This window comes from Pantoea sp. GCM10028869 (assembly GCF_042666835.1).
GTDB lineage: Bacteria > Pseudomonadota > Gammaproteobacteria > Enterobacterales > Enterobacteriaceae > Pantoea > Pantoea leporis.
Window position 1 is genome coordinate 47,859 of record NZ_JBHTGO010000011.1, and the last position, 22,550, is coordinate 70,408.

General features: G+C 53.8%; 25 protein-coding genes. 9 read left to right on the forward strand and 16 right to left on the reverse strand.

Going from position 1 to position 22,550, the window contains the following annotated elements:
• Positions 1-30: 30 nt before the first annotated feature.
• Positions 31-558, reverse strand: coding sequence for a fimbrial protein (locus ACFQW4_RS21440; protein WP_101760694.1), 528 nt, complete (start codon positions 556-558; stop codon positions 31-33).
• 479 nt (positions 559-1,037) lie between these two features.
• On the opposite strand from ACFQW4_RS21440, the gene ACFQW4_RS21445 reads away from it, so the two are divergent.
• On the forward strand, positions 1,038-1,967 hold the full coding sequence (locus tag ACFQW4_RS21445; protein ID WP_101760693.1) for a PEP phosphonomutase: 930 nt from the start codon (positions 1,038-1,040) through the stop codon (positions 1,965-1,967).
• A 60-nt stretch (positions 1,968-2,027) separates the two neighbouring features.
• Here ACFQW4_RS21445 and ACFQW4_RS21450 read toward each other — a convergent pair whose 3' ends face one another.
• Positions 2,028-2,891: a YicC/YloC family endoribonuclease gene (locus tag ACFQW4_RS21450; protein WP_061720336.1), complete on the reverse strand. Its 864-nt coding sequence runs from the start codon at positions 2,889-2,891 to the stop codon at positions 2,028-2,030.
• A gap of 156 nt (positions 2,892-3,047) precedes the next feature.
• On the opposite strand from ACFQW4_RS21450, the gene ACFQW4_RS21455 reads away from it, so the two are divergent.
• Positions 3,048-3,491 (forward strand): DUF3574 domain-containing protein, encoded by a 444-nt coding sequence (locus ACFQW4_RS21455; protein ID WP_110868218.1) that lies wholly within the window; start codon positions 3,048-3,050, stop codon positions 3,489-3,491.
• 31 nt (positions 3,492-3,522) lie between these two features.
• Here the strand turns inward: ACFQW4_RS21455 and ACFQW4_RS21460 are convergent, their stop codons facing one another.
• Positions 3,523-4,707, reverse strand: coding sequence for a nucleoside transporter C-terminal domain-containing protein (locus tag ACFQW4_RS21460; RefSeq protein ID WP_336769315.1), 1,185 nt, complete (start codon positions 4,705-4,707; stop codon positions 3,523-3,525).
• A 144-nt stretch (positions 4,708-4,851) separates the two neighbouring features.
• Here ACFQW4_RS21460 and rph point away from each other — a divergent pair, with 144 nt between their 5' ends.
• Both rph and pyrE read left to right on the forward strand, forming a co-directional pair.
• A complete protein-coding gene (gene rph, locus ACFQW4_RS21465; protein WP_101760691.1) occupies positions 4,852-5,568 on the forward strand; it encodes a ribonuclease PH in 717 nt (238 codons plus the stop codon).
• Positions 5,569-5,617: 49 nt separating this feature from the next.
• The gene (pyrE, locus tag ACFQW4_RS21470; RefSeq protein WP_008109749.1) at positions 5,618-6,259 is read left to right on the forward strand and encodes an orotate phosphoribosyltransferase; all 642 of its coding nucleotides are present in this window, start codon (positions 5,618-5,620) and stop codon (positions 6,257-6,259) included.
• A gap of 41 nt (positions 6,260-6,300) precedes the next feature.
• Here pyrE and slmA read toward each other — a convergent pair whose 3' ends face one another.
• The 3 genes from slmA to coaBC all read right to left on the reverse strand — a co-directional run bounded on the left by slmA (position 6,301) and on the right by coaBC (position 8,670).
• Complete coding sequence (gene slmA / locus ACFQW4_RS21475) at positions 6,301-6,897, reverse strand: nucleoid occlusion factor SlmA (protein ID WP_110868216.1); 597 nt, start codon at positions 6,895-6,897, stop codon at positions 6,301-6,303.
• Between the two features lie 116 nt (positions 6,898-7,013).
• Positions 7,014-7,472 (reverse strand): dUTP diphosphatase, encoded by a 459-nt coding sequence (gene dut / locus ACFQW4_RS21480; protein WP_167391166.1) that lies wholly within the window; start codon positions 7,470-7,472, stop codon positions 7,014-7,016.
• Entirely contained in the window at positions 7,450-8,670 is a 1,221-nt protein-coding gene (gene coaBC, locus ACFQW4_RS21485; RefSeq protein WP_350261293.1) for a bifunctional phosphopantothenoylcysteine decarboxylase/phosphopantothenate--cysteine ligase CoaBC, read from the reverse strand. The genes dut and coaBC overlap by 23 nt, the downstream gene beginning before the upstream one ends.
• Positions 8,671-8,855: 185 nt before the next feature.
• Here coaBC and radC point away from each other — a divergent pair, with 185 nt between their 5' ends.
• The 4 genes from radC (at position 8,856) to mutM (ending at position 11,050) form a co-directional block, all read left to right on the forward strand.
• Positions 8,856-9,512 carry a DNA repair protein RadC gene (radC, locus tag ACFQW4_RS21490; RefSeq protein ID WP_101760688.1) on the forward strand — a complete coding sequence of 219 codons (657 nt, stop codon included), beginning with the start codon at positions 8,856-8,858 and terminating at the stop codon, positions 9,510-9,512.
• A gap of 243 nt (positions 9,513-9,755) precedes the next feature.
• On the forward strand, positions 9,756-9,992 hold the full coding sequence (rpmB, locus tag ACFQW4_RS21495) for a 50S ribosomal protein L28 (protein ID WP_007885297.1): 237 nt from the start codon (positions 9,756-9,758) through the stop codon (positions 9,990-9,992).
• A gap of 11 nt (positions 9,993-10,003) precedes the next feature.
• A complete protein-coding gene (rpmG, locus tag ACFQW4_RS21500) occupies positions 10,004-10,171 on the forward strand; it encodes a 50S ribosomal protein L33 (protein WP_001051798.1) in 168 nt (55 codons plus the stop codon).
• A 69-nt stretch (positions 10,172-10,240) separates the two neighbouring features.
• Positions 10,241-11,050 carry a bifunctional DNA-formamidopyrimidine glycosylase/DNA-(apurinic or apyrimidinic site) lyase gene (gene mutM, locus ACFQW4_RS21505; RefSeq protein WP_377727452.1) on the forward strand — a complete coding sequence of 270 codons (810 nt, stop codon included), beginning with the start codon at positions 10,241-10,243 and terminating at the stop codon, positions 11,048-11,050.
• A gap of 1 nt (position 11,051) precedes the next feature.
• Here the strand turns inward: mutM and coaD are convergent, their stop codons facing one another.
• From coaD to ACFQW4_RS21545, 8 genes are all read right to left on the reverse strand, one after another.
• On the reverse strand, positions 11,052-11,537 hold the full coding sequence (coaD, locus tag ACFQW4_RS21510; RefSeq protein WP_110868213.1) for a pantetheine-phosphate adenylyltransferase: 486 nt from the start codon (positions 11,535-11,537) through the stop codon (positions 11,052-11,054).
• The gene (locus ACFQW4_RS21515; protein WP_101760685.1) at positions 11,534-12,310 is read right to left on the reverse strand and encodes a glycosyltransferase family 2 protein; all 777 of its coding nucleotides are present in this window, start codon (positions 12,308-12,310) and stop codon (positions 11,534-11,536) included. The genes coaD and ACFQW4_RS21515 overlap by 4 nt, the downstream gene beginning before the upstream one ends.
• A gap of 3 nt (positions 12,311-12,313) precedes the next feature.
• Positions 12,314-13,588: a lipid IV(A) 3-deoxy-D-manno-octulosonic acid transferase gene (gene waaA / locus ACFQW4_RS21520; RefSeq protein ID WP_101760684.1), complete on the reverse strand. Its 1,275-nt coding sequence runs from the start codon at positions 13,586-13,588 to the stop codon at positions 12,314-12,316.
• Between the two features lie 85 nt (positions 13,589-13,673).
• Entirely contained in the window at positions 13,674-14,807 is a 1,134-nt protein-coding gene (locus ACFQW4_RS21525; protein WP_377727456.1) for a glycosyltransferase family 4 protein, read from the reverse strand.
• On the reverse strand, positions 14,800-15,876 hold the full coding sequence (rfaQ, locus tag ACFQW4_RS21530) for a putative lipopolysaccharide heptosyltransferase III (protein WP_101760682.1): 1,077 nt from the start codon (positions 15,874-15,876) through the stop codon (positions 14,800-14,802). The genes ACFQW4_RS21525 and rfaQ overlap by 8 nt, the downstream gene beginning before the upstream one ends.
• Before the next feature lie 73 nt (positions 15,877-15,949).
• The gene (locus ACFQW4_RS21535) at positions 15,950-16,951 is read right to left on the reverse strand and encodes a glycosyltransferase (RefSeq protein WP_377727459.1); all 1,002 of its coding nucleotides are present in this window, start codon (positions 16,949-16,951) and stop codon (positions 15,950-15,952) included.
• Positions 16,948-18,057, reverse strand: coding sequence for a glycosyltransferase family 9 protein (locus ACFQW4_RS21540; protein ID WP_377727562.1), 1,110 nt, complete (start codon positions 18,055-18,057; stop codon positions 16,948-16,950). Before ACFQW4_RS21540 ends, ACFQW4_RS21535 begins: the two co-directional genes overlap by 4 nt.
• A 43-nt stretch (positions 18,058-18,100) precedes the next feature.
• Positions 18,101-19,225: a glycosyltransferase gene (locus tag ACFQW4_RS21545; RefSeq protein WP_101760730.1), complete on the reverse strand. Its 1,125-nt coding sequence runs from the start codon at positions 19,223-19,225 to the stop codon at positions 18,101-18,103.
• A 318-nt stretch (positions 19,226-19,543) separates the two neighbouring features.
• Here ACFQW4_RS21545 and ACFQW4_RS21550 point away from each other — a divergent pair, with 318 nt between their 5' ends.
• Entirely contained in the window at positions 19,544-20,515 is a 972-nt protein-coding gene (locus ACFQW4_RS21550; protein ID WP_217550417.1) for a polysaccharide deacetylase family protein, read from the forward strand.
• A 19-nt stretch (positions 20,516-20,534) separates the two neighbouring features.
• Here ACFQW4_RS21550 and rfaC read toward each other — a convergent pair whose 3' ends face one another.
• Both rfaC and rfaF read right to left on the reverse strand, forming a co-directional pair.
• Positions 20,535-21,503, reverse strand: a complete 969-nt coding sequence (gene rfaC, locus ACFQW4_RS21555) for a lipopolysaccharide heptosyltransferase RfaC (RefSeq protein ID WP_101760678.1) — start codon at positions 21,501-21,503, stop codon at positions 20,535-20,537.
• Positions 21,504-21,505: 2 nt separating this feature from the next.
• Positions 21,506-22,549 carry an ADP-heptose--LPS heptosyltransferase RfaF gene (gene rfaF / locus ACFQW4_RS21560; RefSeq protein ID WP_217550419.1) on the reverse strand — a complete coding sequence of 348 codons (1,044 nt, stop codon included), beginning with the start codon at positions 22,547-22,549 and terminating at the stop codon, positions 21,506-21,508.
• Position 22,550: the final 1 nt, after the last annotated feature.

The following is a 22,550-nucleotide window of genomic DNA, read 5'->3' on the forward strand; positions in this document are numbered from 1 at the left end:
ACGCATGTCTCTAATTAGCGTGGAAAATGATTACTGATAATCCAGGCTAAAATCGACGGTGCTTTGAAATACCCCCGGTGTTATGGTTGCAGAGGCACCATCACCCTGCAGATATGCAGAGAACGACAAAGTGTTGCTACCATTCTGCAGAGTCATAGTTGATGGCTGGCCCAATTTAATTAGCTGGCCTGAGCCATCTGTCAGGCCAATGCTGGCACCGCTAGCGGTACCGGTCATGCCAATTAGAGTCGGTACGGCAGCAGAGGCCTGGCCGGTAAAGGTCACACTCACATCTTTACCTGCGGTGAAATCGCAATTCTCCAGTTTGATGTTGAAGGGTACCGGTGTTGATTTACCACCCGCTGCCAACTGCTTTTTCGATACCTGACCCAGATCAATGGTTTGATCCTGCGAGCCTGGGTTGATTGAACAAGGTGCATCAATAATTGAGCCCTTAATGGTGACAGTACCTGCACCCTGGCTATTGACAGCGTTAGCCAGGCTGGCGGTCATCATCAATCCCAAGCCGAGTGCGACTGACATCTTGTTAAATCTCATAATATTTACCTGTTCCTATATGGGTGTTTGAAGGCGCAAAGGAAAAGAACCGCGATAGTGATGAGCATAAAATTCGCTTTCCTTAAACGATCCATTGCATGTGCACGAATTGAAGGGCGACAGGTTTCTCGAAAAAATTAATAGGAAAAGTAAAATATTACGATCACGAGTAATATTCAGAAAAACAGGGTCTTTTTCTTTTCATCCTTAGGGCATTAATAAGTTTTGTGCTAGAGATATTAAGGAGGAAATTTCAAAATTAGAGACATTTCTTATACACGGAAATGAAAATGTCTTATTTAAAATGAAATAAGGCGTTGCCTGATGATGAACATTTTTTTCATGTATAGCTTTCGCTACCTGGTACAGGGGATATTTACAAAGAGTTGATCAGGGCGGATATATTTTGGATCCCTAACTGTTATTTTATGCATAATTTCCCGATCTTAACCTGATGCTTACCAAAGAGAATAAATTCTATGACACATAAACGTTTGCTGGATTGCTCAGCTTCCGAGCTGCTGCCGATGGATAAAGATGCGTTGATATATGCTGTGCGTGCCAGCGAAGGACGGGTGGTAGTCAGCGAAACTATCGGCATGACTTCACCTTTGCTGCATAATATTACTAACGCCGAATTGGCGGCCTCTCAGGGTGCTGATATTGTGTTGATCAACATGTTCGACAGTGAAAACCCTATTATTCATGGCATGCCCGCAAACATTGCGCCGGAACAAATATTACATGAATTATGCCGGCTGACCGGGCGTATTATTGGGGTCAATCTTGAAGCGGTAGATCCTGATTTTGATGCCACGCATCTTGATGGATTACAAATGGTGCCAGGGCGCGCGGCAACAGCGGAGAACGCCTGCCGTTTGGTGCAAATGGGAGCCAAAATTTTGGTTCTCACGGGCAATCCTAATAACGGTGTGAGCAATCGTGCGCTGGCTAAAGCGGCGAAAATGATCCGCGAGGCGGTTGGTAACAGCGCACTCATTATCACCGGTAAGATGCATGGTGCTGGCATTGTTCAGGAGAGTGGCAGCGACATCCTCACCGAGCAAGATATTGCTGAGTTCGTGCATCAAGGGGTTGATGTGGTGTTAGTGCCTGCACCCGGCACACTACCGGGTATGAGTCAGCAGAAAGTTGCCTCACTCATTGAATGTATTCATTCGCATGGCGCTTTGGCGATGACCGCGATCGGGACATCGCAAGAGGGGGCAGATGTGAATACCATTCGTCAAATCGCGTTAATGAGTAAGATGGCGGGCGCAGATCTTCATCATATTGGTGACACCGGTTACATCGGGATGGCATTGCCTGAAAATATCATGGCTTACAGCATTGCCATTCGCGGTATCCGACATACTTACACGCGCATGGCACGCTCAATAAATCGCTAACCCGCATTAATCGTCAAGCCCGTAGGATGACGGACTTGACGTTATTAATGGAGGGCGTGATCACTCGATGTTCTGAATCTGCTCACGCATCTGTTCAATCAACACTTTCAGCTCAATCGCTGATGTCGTGATCTCGGCATTAATTGATTTTGAAGCCAGCGTGTTCGACTCGCGGTTGAACTCCTGCATCATAAAGTCGAGGCGGCGGCCAACGGCTTCTTTCTTTTTCAGGATGTTGTAGGTTTCTTTAACGTGCGCATCCAGGCGATCCAGCTCTTCCGACACATCGGTGCGCTGCGCCATCATCACCAGCTCTTGCTCCAGGCGATTATTTTCCAGCTGCACTTCGGCTTCTTCCAGCTTGGTGACCAGACGCTCGCGCTGCCATTTAATCACTTCTGGCATCTGCGCGCGCACTTTGCTGACTTCGTGCGATACGCCTTCTAGACGCTGTTCAATCATCGCTTTCAGCGCGGTGCCTTCGCTTTCACGCGCTTCGATAAAGTCATCTAACGCGCCATCCAGCGCCACCAGCAGTTCGGCGTTGATGGCATCGAGATCCTGCTCTTGCGCGGACATCACGCCCGGCCAGCGCAGAATATCCAGCGGATTAATCGCGCCTTCATCACTCTGCATCTTCACCCAATTGGCGGCCTGCACCAGCTGTTTGGCCAGTGATTCATTCAGCTGCAGTTCGCCTTGCGCGCTGGCATCGGCGTCATAACGCAGGTTGCATTCGATTTTACCGCGCGTCAGGCGATTACGGATGCGCTCGCGGATGACCGGCTCCAGGCCACGAAATTGCTCCGGCAGACGGATATAGGTTTCCAGATAGCGCTGGTTAACCGAACGGATTTCCCAGGCGGCGCTGCCCCAGTGGCCTTTGGCTTCGCGGCGGGCGTAAGCGGTCATACTGCGGATCATAATCGTCTTCTCTTTTTCAGAAATGTTGGGTGAAGTATAGCGAGGCAGACTCGACGCTAACAGGCATAAGCGCACTTAAGCGTGAATAACAAAAAATTACCTCTTTTACCGACAGACACTTATGCTTAGCGCTGGTTCGCTTAAAAGGATGAAGTGATGTTCCGCTCTCTGGCTCTTCCTGCTTTATTAACCTTACTGCTCGCTGGCTGTCAGGCTCCGTCGACGAAAATGCATCAGATCCCGCCCAACACCGCGCCGGTTGCGGTATGCGGTTCTGGTGACGTGATGATGCAAACTACGTTGTGGTTTGGCATGAATAAACCGAAAGGTGGCATCGTCAGCAGCAGCGAATGGCAGCAGTTTGTCGATAACGATGTGACGCCGCGTTTCAAAGACGGTTTATCGGTATATGACGCCAAAGGTCAGTGGCTGGGCGAGAACGGTAAGCTGGCGCGGGAAAACAGCAAAGCGTTGATGCTGATTCACACTCCGGATGTGGCGAGTTCTGACAGCATCAACAAACTTCGTGATGTGTATAAACAGCGCTTCGAGCAGGAATCGGTGATGCGGGTTGATTCACTGGTGTGCGTGGCGTTTTAAAAAATGGCGGCCATGCAGCCGCCATGCGTTATCAGATAAACAGCCCGGCGAACGCGGCCGAGAGCAAGCTCACCAGCGTGGAGCCATACACCAGCTTCCAGCCAAAACGGGAAACCACATTGCCCTGTTTCTCGTTCAGGCCTTTAATCGCACCGGCAACGATGCCGATTGAGGCGAAGTTAGCGAACGACACCAGGAACACTGACAGAATCCCCAGTCCGCGTGGCGTCATTTCAGCCGCCACTTTCTTCAGCTCGATCATCGCAACAAATTCATTCGCTACCAGTTTGGTGGCCATAATACTCGCCGCCTGCAAAGCATCGGCGGAGGGAATGCCAACCAGCCATGCAAACGGATAGAAAACGTAGCCAAGCAGCTGCTGGAAACTGTAGCCAAATACCGCAGAAAACAGCGCATTGATTGCTGCAATCAGCGCGATAAAGCCAATCAGCATCGCCATGATGATCATCGCCACTTTAAAGCCGGCGAGAATGTATTCGCCCAGCATCTCAAAGAAGCTCTGATCTTCATGCAGCTTATCCAGCGCAATCTGCTCTTCGTTTTCCGGGCGGGTTGGATTGATGATCGACAGAATAATAAAGGTGCTGAACATATTAAGCAGCAGCGCCGCAACCACATATTTGGCATCAATCATCGACATATACGCGCCAACAATCGACAGCGAAACCGTCGACATCGCCGTCGCCGCCATGGTGTACATGCGTGGCGCGGAAATATCAGCGAGAATGCCTTTATAGGCAATGAAGTTTTCCGACTGGCCGAGAATCAAGGTGCTGACGGCGTTAAACGACTCCAGCTTGCCCATGCCATTCACTTTCGATAACAGAGTGCCAACGGCGCGAATCAGCAGCGGCAGAATGCGCCAGTGCTGCAAAATGCCGATCAGTGCGGAAATAAACACAATCGGGCAGAGCACGCCGAGGAAAATAAAGGCTAATCCCTGATCTGCCATATTGCCGAAGACAAAGTTGGTCCCTTGCGCGGCGTAGGTTAATAAGGTTTCAAAGAAGCCGCCCACCGCAGTGACTACCGATTGGCCGCCGGCCGAGTGCAGGAAGAACCAGCCCAGCGCGGCTTCGACAATCAGCAGCTGAATAATAAAGCGAGGACGAATGCGTTTGCGGTCGTGGCTGACCAACAGCGCAAGGGCAAAAATCACCACCAGCGCCAGCAGGAAATGGAGTATCGCGATCATCATTTATCTTTTTAAGGGAGGAAACGCGCATTTAGCCACAGCCACCAGAGAATTTCATCCAGGATTGTGGCGATCGCGGGCGGGACAGCCGCAGCTGAAGTCCGTATAATGCGCAGCCAAACCTAAGCAAGCCGGAGAGAAACCATGCGTCCAGCAGGCCGTAGTGCATCTGAAACACGTCCCGTCACACTCACTCGTCACTACACCAAACATGCAGAAGGCTCTGTGCTCGTTGAATTCGGCGAAACCAAAGTGCTGTGCACCGCAACCGTCGAAGAGAGCGTGCCGCGTTTCCTCAAAGGCAAAGGTCAAGGCTGGATCACCGCTGAATACGGCATGCTGCCGCGTTCGACCCACAGCCGCATGGCGCGTGAAGCCGCCAAAGGCAAACAGGGCGGACGTACGCTGGAGATTCAACGTCTGATTGCCCGTTCACTGCGCGCAGCAGTGGATTTGCAAGCGCTAGGCGAATTCACCATCACGCTGGATTGCGACGTGATTCAGGCCGATGGCGGTACGCGTACTGCATCTATTACCGGCGCCTGCGTGGCGCTGGCCGATGCACTGAATGCGCTGGTTGCGGCTGGCAAGCTGAAAGCCAGCCCGCTGAAAGGCATGGTGGCGGCGATTTCTGTGGGTATCGTCGGCGGTGAAGCGCTGTGCGATCTGGAGTATGTGGAAGATTCCGCCGCAGAAACTGACATGAACGTGGTGATGACCGAAGACGGCCGCATGATTGAAGTGCAGGGCACCGCAGAAGGTGAGCCCTTCAGCCACGACGAGTTACTGCAGCTGCTGGCGCTGGCGCGAGGCGGCATTGAGCAGTTGATTCAGGCGCAGAAAGCGGCGCTAACTAATTGATGTAACAGGCGACCATAGAGTCGCCTTTTCTTTATTTGAGGAGTGAGCAATGAAAGCCTGGCAGCGTCAGTTTATTGAATTCGCCCTGAACAAAGGGGTGCTGAAGTTTGGTGAGTTCACCCTGAAATCGGGACGTAAAAGCCCCTATTTCTTCAATGCCGGTCTGTTTAATACCGGTCGCGATTTGGCGCTGTTAGGCCGTTTCTACGCGCAGGCGCTCGTTGATGGCGGCGTTGATTTCGATCTGCTGTTTGGCCCGGCGTACAAAGGCATCCCAATTGCCACCACCACCGCGGTGGCGCTGGCCGATCATCATGAACGTGACGTGCCTTACTGCTTCAACCGCAAAGAAGCCAAAGATCACGGCGAAGGCGGTTTGCTGGTGGGCAGCCCGCTGCAAGGCAAAGTGATGCTGGTGGATGATGTGATCACCGCCGGTACGGCGATTCGTGAATCAATGGATATCATCAGTGCACATAACGCGACATTGGCGGGCGTGTTGATTTCGCTGGATCGTCAGGAACGCGGTCGCAGCGATATTTCGGCGATTCAGGAAGTGGAACGTGACTATAAGTGCAAAGTCACGGCGATTATTACCCTGGCTGAGCTGATTGATTACCTGGAAGAGAAGCCGGAGATGGCTGACCATCTGGCGAAAGTGCGCGCGTATCGTAAAGAGTACGGGATTTAATTATTCGGTAATGAGGTCGGCATTTATGCCGACCTGGTCTTTTAAACCAACTGTGCAGCCATCAGCGGCCAGCGGCTATCGAAATCCACGGTCGGACGAAACCGAAACTCCGAGCGCACATAGCGCGACAACAGCCCTTCACAAAACGCAAGTAACTGGCTCGCCAGCAGCGTTTCGTCGTTCTGGAAACCTTCACCATCACGCATTTTCTTCTCGCGCATCACCTGACGCAGCTGCACTTCAATACGCTCAAACAGCTGATTAATACGCCCTTGCAGGCGATCCTGTTCAAACATCAGCGCGTGGCCGGTCAAAATACGCGTCAGCCCCGGATTACGCTCACCAAATCCCAGAATCAGCTGCACGATTAAACGCAGGCGCGTCAGAGTCTCTTTTTCATCTTTCAGGATCAGATTGATGCGGGTAATCAGACTGTCTTCAATAAACTCGATCAGGCTGTCAAACATGCGCGTTTTGCTGGGAAAGTGGCGATAAAGCGCCGCTTCCGACACGCCGACATTAGCGGCCAGCTTCGCGGTGGTGATGCGCTGACTGCCATCGCCCGACTCCAGCATTTGCGCCAGCGCCTGCAAAATCTCTTCGCGACGATTCCGTTTCGCGACTTTTTTTTCTGCCATGACCTTCAACACCCCTGAAATTCACCAAAAACAGGCAATACTGCCTCATCTGCCACAGACATAGCGGCCTGTGGCGACAAGAAATAAAAAGATGGCTAAGCGAAAAGTGTCGCGTGTTACTGGCGGCCTGAGTGACCGAAGCCGCCTGCGCCGCGGTCGCTGGTGTCAAAATCTTCCACCAGGTTAAATTCGGCCTGCACGACCGGCACGAAGACCAGCTGTGCTAAACGGTCGCCTGGCTGCAGCGTGAAGCTGTCCTGGCCGCGGTTCCACACGGAAACCATCAGTTGGCCCTGATAATCGGAGTCGATTAAACCGACCAGATTACCCAGCACGATGCCATGTTTATGGCCAAGACCGGAGCGCGGCAGAATCACTGCGGCAAGAGCAGGATCGGCAATGTGAATCGCCAAACCGGTGGGAACCAGCGTGGTCATGCCGGGTGTGATTTCCAGCGCATCATCCAGGCAGGCACGTAAATCGAGGCCTGCGGAACCAGAGGTTGCATAAGTCGGCAGCGGGAATTCATTGCCCACACGTGCATCAAGAATTTTAACGTCGATTTTTTTCATCATAACGGCTGACAATCTCGTCTAGTAATTGTTGGCCAAGGAGCGTCTTATCACTGAGCGGTAAGACTTTTTCTCCTTCCTGCCAAAAAAGGTGAAGAGCATTGGTGTCGCTATTGAAGCCCTGACCCGCCTGCGCCACATCGTTGGCACAAATCAGATCCAGGTTTTTTCGCACCCGTTTTTGCCGCGCGTATTCTTCCACATTCTGGGTTTCGGCAGCAAATCCCACAACATAAGGGCGATTTTCCTGCAGCGCCGCGACGCCCGCGACAATATCGGGGTTCTTCACCAACTGCAGCGTGACGCTGTCGTCGCCACCCTGCTTTTTGATTTTCTCTGCGGCAATGTTAGCCGCCCGGTAGTCTGCCACGGCTGCGCTGGCAATGAAAATATGTTGTTGCTGGATTTGCGCCATCACCGCCGCTTCCATCTCCAGCGCGCTGTCGACGTCCACGCGTTGCACGCCAACTGGCGTTGGCAGCGCCACCGGACCGGTAACTAATGTCACCTTCGCACCGCGTTTGGCCGCAGCCGCAGCAATCGCAAAGCCCATCTTGCCCGAGCTGTGATTGCTGATATAACGCACCGGATCCAGCGCTTCGCGGGTTGGACCGGCGGTGATCATAATGCTGAGATGTTGCAGATCGTTGACGGGCGCAGCCCATTCAAGCGCGTGCGCCACAATCGCCAGCGGATCGAGCATGCGGCCGGGACCCACATCGCCGCACGCCTGGCTGCCGCTGTCGGGGCCCCAAATCAGTACGCCGCGCTGCTGCAGACGCTGCAGGTTCTCTTGCGTGATCGCCGCGCGGTACATCTGCTGATTCATGGCCGGGACGATGGCAACCGGCGCTGCGCTTGCCAGGCACGCGGTAGTGACCAAATCATTCGCCATGCCGGCAGTGACGCGGGCAATCAGATCGGCGGTAGCCGGCGCCAGCACAATTAAATCGGCCCATTTCGCCAGTTCAATATGGCCCATCGCCGCTTCGGCTGCCGGGTCGAGCAAATCATCAAATACCGGATAACCGGAAACCGCCTGCAGGCTCAGCGGAGTAATAAAGGCCCTGGCCGCTTCGGTCATCATTACGCGCACATCAGCACCGCGATCGCGCAGCCGACGCACCAGCTCCGGCGCTTTGTATGCAGCAATGCCGCCGCTCACGCCCAGCAGAATTTTCTTTCCAGCTAATCCCGTCATGTTGTTCGCCTCAAAGCAAATTGCCGCGTCAGGGGCGGCAGATGCAGGCAACTTTATCACAAAATCCACAGTGCGCCTTTTCACTGCCTGCGGCCTTTGCGAGCTGGCTCTGAAATCGTTCAGCGCGTGCTGGCGCTGACGGTGGCTGACGCGCAGAATCGCCGCATCGCAGGGAGGAGATGGTCATGACGGAACTGGCACCACGGGAAAAACTGATGTTAATGGGCGCTGAAGTGTTGAGTGATGCTGAGCTGCTGGCGATTTTTTTGCGTACCGGTATCAGCGGCACCAGCGTGCTGCTGTTGGCGCATCAGATGTTGAACGAGTTTGGTTCGCTCTATCGCATTATGACGGCCAGCAAAGAGGAACTCGGGCAGATTAAAGGCGTGGGCAGCGCCAAAATGACGCAGCTGTATGCCATCGCGGAATTGGGAAGGCGATTTTTTGCCAGCCAGCTGGCGCGGGAAAACGTGATGGAGAATCCGCAGGTGACGCGCCATTACCTGCAAAGCGTGCTGGCGCATCAGGAGCGCGAAGTGTTTATGGCACTGTTCCTCGATAATCAGCACCGCGTGTTGCAGGCGCAGAAGATGTTTTCCGGTTCGATTGCCAGTGTGGAAGTTCATCCGCGCGAAATCGTGCGCGAAGCGCTGAAACTTAACGCGGCGGCGGTGATTCTGGCGCACAATCATCCGTCGGGAATCGCTGAACCCAGTCGCGCCGACCGCGATATTACCGGAAAAGTCGGGCAAGCGTGCGCGCTGCTCAATATCCGTTTACTTGATCATTTGGTGATCGGTCACGGCGAGTTTACCTCTTTCGCCGAGCGCGGTTGGTTGTAATTCATCGATTCAACTGAACAGAAATAGGGCATTTTTGCGCGATCCAGAGGGATCTTTATCTGTTCGGGACTTGAGCACTCGGGCTGAGCGGCGTATACTACGCCACCTTTGAGAATCTCGGGTTTGGCGTTTGGGCCAGCTTAGCGGGTTCACATGGAACTCGCCTGGGCGGGCTAAGGCCTGACGAGGCGGCCAAAACCTAGTTTTTAAAGCTCGAGCTGATTTGATTTTTGGAGAATAGAAATGTCACGAGTCTGCCAGGTAACTGGAAAGCGTCCGGTAACGGGTAACAACCGTTCCCACGCAATGAACGCGACGAAACGCCGTTTCCTGCCGAACCTGCACTCTCACCGTTTCTGGGTTGAGAGCGAAAAGCGCTTCGTTACTCTGCGTGTATCTGCTAAAGGTATGCGTGTTATTGATAAAAAGGGCATCGATACGGTTCTGACCGAAATCCGCGCCCGTGGTGAGAAGTACTAAGGAACTGAATCATGGCTAAAGGTATTCGTGAGAAGATCAAGCTGGTTTCCTCTGCTGGTACAGGTCACTTCTATACCACCACGAAGAACAAACGTACTAAACCAGAGAAATTAGAACTGAAAAAGTTCGATCCGGTTGTACGTCAGCACGTGATCTACAAAGAAGCTAAAATTAAGTAATTTTAGTGTTCTGTGAAAAACCCGGCTTCGGCCGGGTTTTTTGTTTCTGCGATTCGTTGAGGAGATGAGATGCCTGAATTACCTGAGGTAGAAACCAGTCGTCGCGGTATCGAACCCCACATGGTGGGTGCCACGATTCTGCATGCGGTGGTGCGCAATTCACGTTTGCGCTGGCCGGTCTCGCATGAAATCCACGCGCTGAGCGACCAACCCGTATTGAGCGTGCAGCGTCGCGCTAAATATCTGCTGCTCGAACTACCGCATGGCTGGATCATCATTCACCTCGGCATGTCTGGCAGTCTGCGCGTGCTACCCGGCGAACAACCGGCCGCCAAACATGACCATGTCGATTTATTGATGAGCAACGGCAAAGTGTTGCGCTACACCGATCCACGTCGCTTTGGCGCCTGGCTGTGGAGCAATGACCTCGCAGGCAGCAGCGTGCTGGCCCATCTCGGTCCGGAACCGCTCAGCAGCGAATTTGATGGTGCCTATCTGTTTGAAAAGTCACGCGGCAAACGCACCGTGATTAAACAGTGGCTGATGGATAACAAAGTGGTGGTAGGCGTCGGGAACATCTACGCCAGCGAATCGCTGTTTACTGCCGGGATCTTGCCCGATCGTTCGGCAATGAGTTTGAGTCAGGAAGAGGCCGAGCTGCTGGTTAACACCATCAAAGCGGTGTTGTTACGCTCGATTGAGCAGGGCGGCACCACGCTGCGTGATTTCCTGCAAACGGACGGTAAACCCGGCTACTTCGCGCAGCAGTTGCAGGTTTATGGCCGCGCCGGCGAACCTTGCCGTGCGTGCGGTACGCCGATTGTCAGCGGCAAACATGGTCAGCGCAGCACCTTCTGGTGTCCACGCTGCCAGCACTGAGTTAAGGCTGTGCCAGTCGCGCCAGTAACGCCTTATGCACAACGGCAGGCAGAAATGCCTGCACGTCACCGGCATGGCGCGCGACTTCTTTGACCAGCGAAGAAGAGACGAACGAGAAACCCTCTGACGGCATCAGAAACACGCTCTCCAGCGTGGGCAACAGATGACGATTCATCTGCGCCAGCTGCAGCTCATATTCGAAATCCGAAACCGCACGCAATCCACGCACCAGCACATTGGCATTCTGCGCCTGAGCAAAGTTCGCCATCAGGTCGCTAAACCCGATCACCTCGACATTCGGCAGATGTGCCGTCACCTGACGCGCCATATCCACGCGCTCATCGAGACTAAACAGCGGCTTTTTACTCGGGCTGGCGGCAATCGCCACGACGATGCGGTCAAACATCTTCGCTGCACGCGTCACAATATCCAGATGACCCAACGTGAAGGGATCAAAGGTGCCGGGATAAATCGCTTTCGTACTCATACGCGACCTTGTGTTGAGGTGTGATGCAGCGCCCAGAGCGCCGAGTATTTGTTGAAAGTGTACTGCGCATTAACCACCGCCAGAATCCAGCCCTGTTTACCATCGAGAAAACCCGCACGCAGCAGCAGGGTTTTAACGAATGCGCCGAGCGTGTGGCTAAAGATCGAGAACAAGCCGCAGCGTTTGCCGCGCTGGAAACGCTCATTTGCCCAGGCTTCGGCATAGTTCATCTGCTTACGTTGAAACGCCATCAGGTCACGACAGGTGAGATGTTGCAGATCGCCCGCCAGCTTCACTACCGGCGCACCCTGCGTCTCCAGTGATTCATGCACCAGATTGTCGTTGTAATTGAACTTGCGCGGATAGAGGCGCATAACGCGATCGGGATACCAGCCGCTGTGGCGCATAAAGCGGCCGAGAAACAGGTTGCTGCGACCAAGGCTGTAAACGTTGTCCGAGGCGGGCTGTGCGAGAACCTGCTCGATAGCGCGACGCAATTCGGGTGTAACGCGCTCGTCGGCATCGATCATCAAAATCATCTCGCCTTGCGCATGGGCCTGCGCGCGCTGGCGCTGCTTGCCAAATCCCTGCCAGCCTTCCGCCTGGAAAACCTGCGCGCCCTGTTCGCGAGCGACCTGCATCGTGTTGTCGCTGCTGCCGGAATCGAGCACCACAATCTCATCTGCCCAACTGACAGAAGCCAGCGCCTCCGGCAGCAGTTCAGCTTCGTTTTTGGCGATCATCACCACGGAGAGACGTTGGCGTTGCGACATGAATTAGTGAGCTCGCGGCGGTAAGTGAGGTTCGAGTAACTGTAGCAGACGCTGTAATGCGCCCTGATTTTGATGCAGCACTTCCACAGCATGACGGCCGTAATAGCGGCGATAATCGTCATCCTGCAGCAGGTTAGCGACCTCTTTCTGCAGCGATACCACGTCAGTAACGGTGATCAGCCCTTCGGCCTGCTGCAGCTTGGCGCAGATATCTTTGAAGTTCCAGATGTGCGGGCCCATCAGCACCGGAATAGCATGCGCGGCCGGCTCCAGCGGATTGTGGCCGCCGCGCTCAACCAGGCTGCCGCCAACAAAGGCGAGGTCGGCGATGCCGTACAGCATCATCAGTTCGCCCATGGTGTCGCCAATCACCACTTGCGTGGAGCTTGATGGAATTTCGCCGCTGCTACGCAGGATAAAGCTGAAGCCGCGTTTTTGTGTCAGGTCGCAGGCATCTTTGAAACGTTCCGGATGGCGCGGCACCAAAATCAGCAGCAGATCGGGGAACTGCTGCAGTAGACGTCGATGCGCATCGAGCACAATTGCCTCTTCGCCTTCGTGAGTGCTGGTGGCGATCCACACCGGACGACGCGACGCCCACTGACGACGCAGCGTGACCGCTTTTGCCGCCAGCTCTGGCGTTACGGAGATATCAAACTTGAGGCTGCCGGTAACGGTGAGATGCGAACGTTTCAGGCCAAGGCTGAGGAAACGGTCGCCATCTTCGGCGTTTTGCGCGGCAATCAGCGTGATGCGCTGCAGCAGGTCGCGCATAAAGCCGCCGAGCTTTTTGTAGCCTTTGGCCGAGCGCTCAGACAGGCGCGCGTTGGCAATCACCAGCGGAATCTTGCGCTGATGCAGAATACGGATAATGTTTGGCCACAGCTCGGTTTCCATGATGATCACCAGTCGCGGATCGACGGTATCGAGGAAACGGTTAATCGAACCAGGCAGATCGTAGGGCAGGTAAACATGGTGCACATCCTTGCCAAACGCGGACTGCGCACGTTCGGAGCCGGTTGGCGTCATGGTGGTGACGGTAATCGGCAGCGTTGGATAGCGGTGGCGCAACGCGCGCACCAGCGGCACTGCCGCCAGCGTCTCGCCGACGGAAACCGAGTGCAGCACAATGCCATGTGGCAGCACTTTTCCGCTGCAATAGCCGTAGCGTTCTGCCCAGCGTTTACGATAGGCCGGTGCTTTTCGACCGCGCAGCCACAGGCGCAACCAGATTAGTGGCTGAATCAGGTAGAGCAAGGCTGTGTATAGAGTCGTCATAGTTACCGTTACGACAGAATCGCGTCAAAAAACAGATGAAAGGCGGCATGTTATCAGAAATTAACCGCCTGCTCATACCACTTCGTCAGCTGGTCTGCAGCACTTGCTGATACAGTGAGGTCAGCGCTTGCGCCAGCCGCTGCGGACCATAAGGTTCAATTCTGCGACGTGCGGCTTCGCCCATGGCAGAATTGTGCGTAAGCGCCGGTGTTGCCAGTACGGCTTCGTTTAACGCGGTGATATCTAATGCATCGCAGACAAAACCTTCCTGACCCGCAGTGATAAACTCTGCGCCGCCGCAGCCGGTGCTGGTGATCACCGCCAGGCCGCAAGCCATTGCTTCCAGCACCACATTTGGGAAGGGATCATAAAGCGTGGGCAGCAGCAGCGCATCGGCTGCATGGTAGAACGGTTGCACATCCTGCTGCACGCCGACGAAGCGTAAGCGATCGAGGCAATTGAGCTGGTTTGCCAGCTGCTGATAGCGCGACAGCTGCTTATCCTGGCCGACCACCACCAGATAGCGATCGCTTTTCGCCACCGCTTCAATCGCCGCTTTTAAGCCTTTGCGCTCAAAGCCCGAACCCACGTAAATCATCACCGTGGCATCTTGCGGCAGTTTGAGCTGCTGACGTGCCGCATGACGCAGCGCTTCGCTAGCTGGCTGGAAGCGTTGGCTATCAATGGCGTTGTGAATCACATGGATCTTGCTGGCATCAAGAGAGAAGTGACGCAAAATATCCTGCTTCACCATCTCTGAATTACAGATCACCGCTTTCAACGATGGCGCGTTGAACATGTCGGCTTCTGCCTGTAACACATAACGATGATAAGGACTGAGGCGGGCGCTTAAGCGCTGCCACGGCGACACGATGCGCGCGCGCTGCTCCAGCCAGACGCGATGCACGCCATCACCGGCACGAAAGATATCGCAACCGGCGATGCGTTCGTGGCTTTGCACAATATCGAACTTTTCGCGTTCCCAGCATGCACGCGCGGCACACGCAAAACCGCGCTCGCGCGAGATGCGACCGAATTTCGCTGGATTGCAGATGTGTAGATGCCAGGCCGGATTCGGCGTGCCCTGCCAGCTGCGAGTGATGATATTGAGATCGAGCTGCTCACTGTCCAGCGCTTCCAGCGCACGCGAGATAAAGCGTTCGGCGCCGCCGTCTGGGCGGTATTTCTGCCGGACAATCGCCAGGCGTAACTTACTCATGCAAAAAACTCCGGGCGGCAGCCACCACATCCTCAACGGGAATGGCAGAAAGATAGCGCTGTTGCGTGTTGGTATCGATGTCGTCTGGCGAGGGTAGCGGGCCATAATCACCGGCCCAAATCACGCGATTGTGATCGCCCCACGGACGCCAGTGTTGCAGCTTGGTGGGTCCAAACAGCGCAAGACACGGCGTTTCCAGCGCGGCGGCCATGTGCATCGGCGCAGAATCTACGCCGATAAACAGCTGTGCCGCATCAATCAGCGCCGCCAGCTGCGGCAAGGATAATTCTCCCGCCAGCGACACCACGTTGTGGCTGCGACACAGCGATTGAATATTGGCGATCATTGCCATTTCTTTCTGGTCCGGCGCCGCCGTCAGTACCACGGTGCGGCCTTCGGCAGCGAGCGCATCAATTAGCTGTGCGACTTTTTCATCTTCCCAGCATTTGAACAGCCAGCGAGAAGTGGGTTGCAGCACAACAAACGGCATTTTCACCGCATGATGAGCCAGTACATCCTGCACTATTTGTTGATCGGCTGTGCTGAAATGCATCGAGGCTTTTGCGCCGGCGCCGCCGATGCCCAGCGGCTTCAGCGCGGCCATATTCTGTTCAACCGTATGCAGCTGATGATGATCTTCCGTGCTGACCAGATGGTTGTGCATCCAGCGCCATAAGGCGTTATCACGTTTGCGGAAGGCAAAACCGATACGCACCGGCGCGCCAGAGAATCCGGTAATGATGGCGCTGCGCCACTGATCGGCGAGGTTAATCACCAGGTCATAATGGCACGCGCGCACCGCGGAAAGCAGGGCCATTTCATGCCGGAATTTCTGCCAGCCGCCTTCCTTCTTCCAGTTGCGATCGATGATGTGCAACTGGCGAATGGCCGGGTGCGCCTCCAGCATTGGACGGGTTTCTTTGTAGAGCAGAACGTCGATGTTCGCCTGAGGATAGCGTTGGCGCAGCGCGTTTATCGCGGGCGTGGTCAGCAGCATGTCGCCGTGATGACGCAGCTTGATCAGCAGAATATTTTTCGGTGCAAATTGGTCTGGAATCGGGCTTGCCATACTCAAATGATCTCAGAATTCAGTCAGCTGATTGTAAGGCAAACCCCAAAGGCGTGAAAGCCGGACGCGGCGCTTATTTCTTGCGCCAGCGGTAAATCCGGCTTAGCCACAGCAGCAGTTGATACCATTGCTTTATACCGCGCGCGTTACGCAGCATGCGCCGGTGAGTTTGCGTAGCGAACAGATCGGCAATCATCGCCTGACGTGCGCTCTCTTCGGGTTCGCGTCGGATACAGTGGCAGACGCTGAGCGCCTCATGCGTAATCTGGTAGTGAAATGCCGGGTAGATTTTTACCTTATGACGGTAGCGTGCATTGAGCTCTTCCAGCAACTGCGCGATTCTCAGGTAGTGACGCTGATATTCCACATTACGCTGGCCGGTGCGCTTACGGTTGCTGATGGAAGCATCATGCATGTAGTAGCAATACAACACTTTATCGGTGTAACGCACACGTTGTGCGTTGAGCATGAACTCGGTGGTCCATGGAATGTCCTGATGATGCAGGCCGGGTTCAAAGTAGAGTTTGAGCTGTTCGATCAACTCTCGGCGGTAAATGCCCAGCCAAACCACATGCATGTAGCGATGCGTTTGCAGCGCCTTATTAAGCCACTCAGGGCCGCTCAGTACCTCGGTGCTGGTGAGGCGATCGAGCGGAATCAGCGGTTTTACTTGCTGGCTGGCTTTGAAAAACCATTCCGCGTTGCACTGTGCGGCATCAAGGTTGTCGCGCTCCGCCATCTCAACCAGCGTTTGATACATCACGGCATCCATGGTGTCGTCAGCATCCGGAAACGAAACGTACTTACCGCGCGCCACCGCTAAGCCCGCATTACGCGCGCGCGATACGCCGCCATTGGTCTGATGGATAACGCGAACATGGGGATGCTGCTGCGCATAAGCATCAGCACGTTCGCCCGAACCGTCAGTGGAACCATCATCGACAATGATAATTTCCAGTGAGGTGAGAGTTTGAGCCAGTAGCGCTTGCACACAGGCAGCAAAATCGCTGCCTGCGTTAAACATAGGAATAATGAGACTGAGTAACGGGGCTGAGCTTTCGGGCTGCGTTGTCATGCTGTTTTCATGTTCTTCCGTCGCGCCAGGCGTTGTTGCTGCCGCGTGCTAATAAAATCGTGAATATCGTCAAGCTTCCGCTGATCCAGTTCAAACAGCTGTTCAGTGGGATGCATAAATTTGTACTGCGCGGCGAACACAAAGGATGAGGGCGCAATATGATTTGGGCCAATCAACAACACATCACCCAGCGGCCGCTGCTCTTCGACGCAACATGGGCCGTAAATCAAAATGATCGGCACTTGTTGCGCATCGGCAATATAGACATTGCCGGAATCTGACGCGATATAGAAATCCATCTCGCTAATGACCGCAGGGACGTCCTCCAACTGCACTTTGCCGACAAGGCTTGTCAGGTTCGCGCGCGCGCCGACAACTTTATACAGCTCCTGCAAGCGTGATTGTTCATTCGGTGCGCCAAAGGCATAAAACTGGCAGGGTAAATCGCTTAAGTGGTCAAAAAGTCGCTGCCAGATTTTCGGTGGAATGGTTTTTGCCTGATTGCCTGCGGTGATACTGATGCCAATGCGAATGCCATCATGCTGGAATATTTCATCCGGCAGCGAGTTGGGGTGCCAAAGTGGTTGTGTCGCATGCTTCGGATAACTCTCTTTAGTGAACGAGCGATCGGCGAGTTTTAGGTAATTTTCCAGCGTCAGAGTATTTTTCTCATGCTCCACCACACCGCTTGCGGTGAGATAAAACAATCCCTGATAACCTTTGCGGCGGTAGCTGGAAAGAAACTGTTTGTTGCTGGCATTACAGCAAGCGGCAATGAACAGGTTGAGGTTGGTGGGATGTAACAGATAGATGTTGTCGTAACGGTTGAGCAGTTGCCAGACCAGTTTAATTTTCTTAATGAGGCCGGAGCGATGCTCTTCGATATACCAAATATTTTCCAGCGTGTTATCGCGCGAAGCGAGCGCGGCAACGCTATTGCTTAACAGTGCGTCGCTTTTCCCCAAATGAGTTAACAGCGGAGTGATATTGATGAAATCACCGATTTTGGCTGTTTGAACCACCAGATTTTTACCGGTTCGGCCATGGAAGATTTTCATCACCCATTTGACCGGCAAAAAGAGTAAAAAGAGAATCACATACGTCAACGTTTTTATCCCCATGATACGGCCACACCGACATGGGGACCTGTTAACCTGAAACGTGCTCAGTGCCTGAAAATAGTGGTTCTTCCACTTCTGCCAGTTGCAAATACTGCTGACAAATAACCTTGAGACTATAAATGCTTAAGTCCAGATGTTGCAAATCAGGCGGAGCGGCATAAACCTCGTGCATTTTCTGCGCCAGTGAATCCGCATTCAAATCCGCTAGCCCGCGTGCAAGATCTCCGCTCATGATAGTTGATGGTGCGCCAGGGCAGCGAGTGCTGACTATCGGCGTGCCGCAGCTTAAAGCTTCGACCAGTACATTGCCAAAACCTTCGCTGTCTGAACTCACCACTAATAAGCGAGCGTGGCGAATCCATGGGTAAGGATTTTTATGGAAACCTTCAAAGCGTACGCGCTCCGCGATGCCTAAATCGATGGCTTGCTGGCGTAATCTTTCCGTGATTTTTTCGCTTCCCTGACCTAATAGCACCAGCGGAGCCGTGATGCCACTTTGAGCATAGGCGGCCAGCAAGCGATCGTGGCGCTTGGTTTCATGAAAACGCCCCACATGCAGCACAAAATTGCTTCCGGCAAGTGGACACGGTTCTGCGGCCAGGCGGGAAATAAGTTCGAAATCAAACGGGTTAAAGATGACCTGTGCTTTGCTTGGCTTCACCCCGATGTTTTGAATCACATCATCAATGACATATTGCGAGACACCGATAAGCTGCTTGCCGCGATAAGTATCGCGAATTTTCAGCCGCTTAAGCCACAAAGAGAAACCTGATTTGCGCGCAAGATAGGAGGCTGAAAAAACGCCGTGCAGGCAATACCAGGTTTTACTGGCATCCAGCGCACGCGCATAGCGGACAATCCGATCGGTTTTATGCAGATTAGACAAGACCAAATCAAATTTTCCGTGCAGCGCTTCGCTTTGGCGCACGGATTCATCAAGCAAATGTGCACGACGATGGGTTTCAGTCAGTTTGCGCCACGGCCGTGAGCTTTTATCAATCACGGTCTGATAATCAACGCCTGCAGGAATGGGATATTCACAGACTTTGCGTAAGGAGAAGAGCGACACCCGATGCCCCTGGCTGATAAAACCTTCAGCCAGCGTCAGAACAACTTTTTCGGCGCCACCGCCCGGCAGGCCATCAATTACCATCAGAATGCGCTTCGACAAATTCTTTTGCTCCTAATCGCCAGCCTGTTTTGTATGACAAAATATCTATCATCCCCTGATAAAACAGGACTGAATATAAGATAAATCAATTTATTAGGTATGTTTGGCTTCAGACATTACGCATTGCTCTTAAGATGAGTATTCTGCGTATTAGGGCCGATGTGCATTCTAATTTACTCTAGTTTAACCGCTATTATACTGCTACCAACATCTGCTCACTGCAGCAAATGAAAAGTTTGCCCTCATTCATGGGCTTGCGTACCATAGCGATGAGAAAGTGCTCATTTTATCGGATAAGTTATGGATAAGCCTGCGTTTTTAATCACTCTCGATACTGAAGGCGATAATCTTTGGCGCAATCGCAGCGGCAAGGTTACCACGCGAAATGTTCAGTTTCTGCCGCGCTTTCAAGCCTTATGTGAGAAATACGGTTTTAAACCCACCTGGCTAACGAATTACGAAATGGCGAGCGATGCGGCGTATGTTGAATTTGGTCGCGATCTGCTGGCGCGTGGGCAAGGTGAAATCGGCATGCATCTTCATGCATGGTATAGCCCGCCGGAATACGCGTTGACCGATGATGACTGGCGCTATCAGCCTTATTTGATTGAATTTCCAGAAAATATCCTGCGCGACAAGGTCGCTTACATGACCGATTTGCTGGAAAGCGCTTTTCGGCAGAAGATGACCAGTCATCGTGCCGGACGCTGGGCTTTTAATGAAGTTTACGCTCGAGCATTGATCGACAACGGTTATTTAGTTGATTGCTCCGTCACACCTCGCGTGGATTGGCGCAATTCATCCGGCGCGCCGCAAGGCAAAGGCGGCACCGATTACAGCCGTTTCCCGGATCATGCCTATTACCTTGATGTTAGTGATATTTCCCGCGCGGGTGACAGCCCGTTGCTGGAGTTGCCGATGAGCATTCAGTACCGCTATGGCGCTTTCACTAATCAGCTAAAAAAAGCGTGGAATGACATGCGCGGCAAGAAGCGCGGTCCATCTGTTAATTGGCTACGTCCGGTGGGGGGCAATGTGCAGCAGATGAAACAGGTGGTTGAGCAAACACTTAGCCAGGGAAATGATTACGTTGAGTTCATGCTGCATTCATCAGAATTTATGCCCGATGGCAGCCCCACGTTTAAAAATGAGGCTGATATTGAGCACCTTTACGATGATTTAGAGCAGCTATTTAGCTGGTTACAACCACGTACTCAGGGCATGACGCTAACAGAATACGCGCTTTTAAAGAAAAGTGACCAGTCACGCTAAATTACGGTACGTTATAAAACTATACCGTGATTTCTTTAATCATTGTTGCGACATCTATGGCTTGAATATCCGCCATGCTGTGGCCTTCTGCAGGGCGCAGCACGTACTGATTCTCGCCATAGCCACCAATTAGACCGGGATCGGTTGGGCCGTACAGCGTGATATTCGGACGATCCAGCGCTGCCGTCAGATGACTTAAACCGGTATCTACCGACACCACCGCGCGCGCGCCAGCTAATTCTTGCGCTACCTGCTCCAGCGTTAACTTAGGCAATACCTCAACATGGTCGAAGCCTTCGGCCAGACGCTGTGCGCGTTGATGTTCATGCTCTGCGCCCCACGGCAATTTCACGCGCAATCCTGTTGGCTGAACTAACTCAATCAGCGCACGCCAGTGTGACTCCGGCCAGTGTTTGTTATCACGCGTGGTAGCATGCAGAAACACCAGATAAGGCTGCGTGTCATTGGGCAGCGTAGAGCGGAAATGGCCGGCAATCGCGTAGTCGCCCTGCGTTGCAGGCTTTTCATAGCCGAGGCTTTTGGCAAACAGCTCGCGCGTACGTTCGACGGCATGCTGTTGCTTGTTGATTTCATGGCGTTTGTCATACCACCAGCTGGCGAAAGGTTCGCGTGCGCTGCGGCTGTCCTGCCCGTGCTTCTCGCCTTTTGCCAGGCGCGTTACCAGCGCGGCGCTTTTGATCAAACCTTGTGCATCCAGCACCACATCATACTGACGCGATTGCAGCTCACGCTTAAATTGCACACGCTCTTCACGCTGCTGGCTACCGAACCAGTGCTTGCGCCAGCGGCGAATCGCCACTGGCAGCACTCTATCCACCGCCGGATGCCAGGCGGGGATTTGAGCGAAGTTTTCTTCAACCACCCAATCAAACTTGATGCCTGGAATCGCCTGCATCGCATCCGTGAGCGCTGGCAAGGTATGCAGCACGTCTCCCATCGAGGAGGTTTTAACAATCAAAACGTGCATCTTTACTCCTGCACCGGATGCAACAGCGCGCTCAGTTCCTGATGGACGCGCGCTGGCTGAATATCAATCAGGCTCTGGTGATAACCTTGCTCGGCATCACCTTTGCGGACTTTGTGATAGCCGGTGATCAAACGAATAATGCGCGCGTGCTGAGATAACGGCGGAGTGAAGTCCGGGCTGCTTGGGCCATACAGCGCCACCAGCGGACGATTAAGCGCCGCAGCGATATGCATCAGGCCGGAATCGTTACTGACCACCGCCACACAGTTCGCCAGCAGAATCACGGCTTGCTCGAGTTGCGTCTCACCCGCCAGATTTTTGCAGTGCGCACGCGCCGCTTCTGATAGCGTCTGCACAATGGTGTCGCCGGTTTCACGATCTTTCGCCGAACCGAACAGCACCACCTGATAACCTTCGCCAATCAGCTGCTCTGCCAGCGCGGCATAATGATAATGCGGCCAGCGCTTCGCCGGACCAAACTCTGCGCCCGGACAAAACCCAATCACCGGACGTTCGGCGGACAGCGCAAACTGCGCCGCCGTCATCCGCTTTTCATCATCATCGACACGTAATTGCGGCCACAGCAACGGCTGCGGCAGCTGCTGCGCGGAAGCAACCGGTTTGTCATAGCCGAGCGCCACATAGCGCTCAACCATCAACGGAAAGGCCGCTTTGTCCAGCACGCGGACATCATTTAACACGCCATAGCGCATCTCGCCGCGCCAGCCGGTGCGACGTTTGATCCCGGCGAAAAACGGCACCAGCGCAGATTTAAAGGAGTTCGGCAGCACATAGGCGCGGTCATAGCCACTGGCCTGCAGGGTTTTCCCCAAACGACGACGCTCGCCCAGCGCCAATGCGCCGTGGCCGAGCGGCATCGCCAGCGCCTGATTCACTTCCGGCATACGCGACAACAATGGGCGGCACCAGGCCGGCGCCATCACGTCGATCACCGCTTCAGGATGCTCAGCCTTGAGCGTGCGATAGAGACTTTGCGACATCATCATATCGCCGACCCATGATGGGCCAATAACCAGAATTTTCATC

Bases quoted from the DNA above. Each gene is read 5' to 3' on its own strand.
- ACFQW4_RS21440 (WP_101760694.1), bottom strand. From the start codon at position 558: ATGAGATTTAACAAGATGTCAGTCGCACTCGGCTTGGGATTGATGATG.
- ACFQW4_RS21445 (WP_101760693.1), top strand. From the start codon at position 1,038: ATGACACATAAACGTTTGCTGGATTGCTCAGCTTCCGAGCTGCTGCCG.
- ACFQW4_RS21450 (WP_061720336.1), bottom strand. From the start codon at position 2,891: ATGATCCGCAGTATGACCGCTTACGCCCGCCGCGAAGCCAAAGGCCAC.
- ACFQW4_RS21455 (WP_110868218.1), top strand. From the start codon at position 3,048: ATGTTCCGCTCTCTGGCTCTTCCTGCTTTATTAACCTTACTGCTCGCT.
- ACFQW4_RS21460 (WP_336769315.1), bottom strand. From the start codon at position 4,707: ATGATCGCGATACTCCATTTCCTGCTGGCGCTGGTGGTGATTTTTGCC.
- rph (WP_101760691.1), top strand. From the start codon at position 4,852: ATGCGTCCAGCAGGCCGTAGTGCATCTGAAACACGTCCCGTCACACTC.
- pyrE (WP_008109749.1), top strand. From the start codon at position 5,618: ATGAAAGCCTGGCAGCGTCAGTTTATTGAATTCGCCCTGAACAAAGGG.
- slmA (WP_110868216.1), bottom strand. From the start codon at position 6,897: ATGGCAGAAAAAAAAGTCGCGAAACGGAATCGTCGCGAAGAGATTTTG.
- dut (WP_167391166.1), bottom strand. From the start codon at position 7,472: ATGATGAAAAAAATCGACGTTAAAATTCTTGATGCACGTGTGGGCAAT.
- coaBC (WP_350261293.1), bottom strand. From the start codon at position 8,670: ATGACGGGATTAGCTGGAAAGAAAATTCTGCTGGGCGTGAGCGGCGGC.
- radC (WP_101760688.1), top strand. From the start codon at position 8,856: ATGACGGAACTGGCACCACGGGAAAAACTGATGTTAATGGGCGCTGAA.
- rpmB (WP_007885297.1), top strand. From the start codon at position 9,756: ATGTCACGAGTCTGCCAGGTAACTGGAAAGCGTCCGGTAACGGGTAAC.
- rpmG (WP_001051798.1), top strand. From the start codon at position 10,004: ATGGCTAAAGGTATTCGTGAGAAGATCAAGCTGGTTTCCTCTGCTGGT.
- mutM (WP_377727452.1), top strand. From the start codon at position 10,241: ATGCCTGAATTACCTGAGGTAGAAACCAGTCGTCGCGGTATCGAACCC.
- coaD (WP_110868213.1), bottom strand. From the start codon at position 11,537: ATGAGTACGAAAGCGATTTATCCCGGCACCTTTGATCCCTTCACGTTG.
- ACFQW4_RS21515 (WP_101760685.1), bottom strand. From the start codon at position 12,310: ATGTCGCAACGCCAACGTCTCTCCGTGGTGATGATCGCCAAAAACGAA.
- waaA (WP_101760684.1), bottom strand. From the start codon at position 13,588: ATGACGACTCTATACACAGCCTTGCTCTACCTGATTCAGCCACTAATC.
- ACFQW4_RS21525 (WP_377727456.1), bottom strand. From the start codon at position 14,807: ATGAGTAAGTTACGCCTGGCGATTGTCCGGCAGAAATACCGCCCAGAC.
- rfaQ (WP_101760682.1), bottom strand. From the start codon at position 15,876: ATGGCAAGCCCGATTCCAGACCAATTTGCACCGAAAAATATTCTGCTG.
- ACFQW4_RS21535 (WP_377727459.1), bottom strand. From the start codon at position 16,951: ATGACAACGCAGCCCGAAAGCTCAGCCCCGTTACTCAGTCTCATTATT.
- ACFQW4_RS21545 (WP_101760730.1), bottom strand. From the start codon at position 19,225: ATGGTAATTGATGGCCTGCCGGGCGGTGGCGCCGAAAAAGTTGTTCTG.
- ACFQW4_RS21550 (WP_217550417.1), top strand. From the start codon at position 19,544: ATGGATAAGCCTGCGTTTTTAATCACTCTCGATACTGAAGGCGATAAT.
- rfaC (WP_101760678.1), bottom strand. From the start codon at position 21,503: ATGCACGTTTTGATTGTTAAAACCTCCTCGATGGGAGACGTGCTGCAT.
- rfaF (WP_217550419.1), bottom strand. From the start codon at position 22,549: ATGAAAATTCTGGTTATTGGCCCATCATGGGTCGGCGATATGATGATG.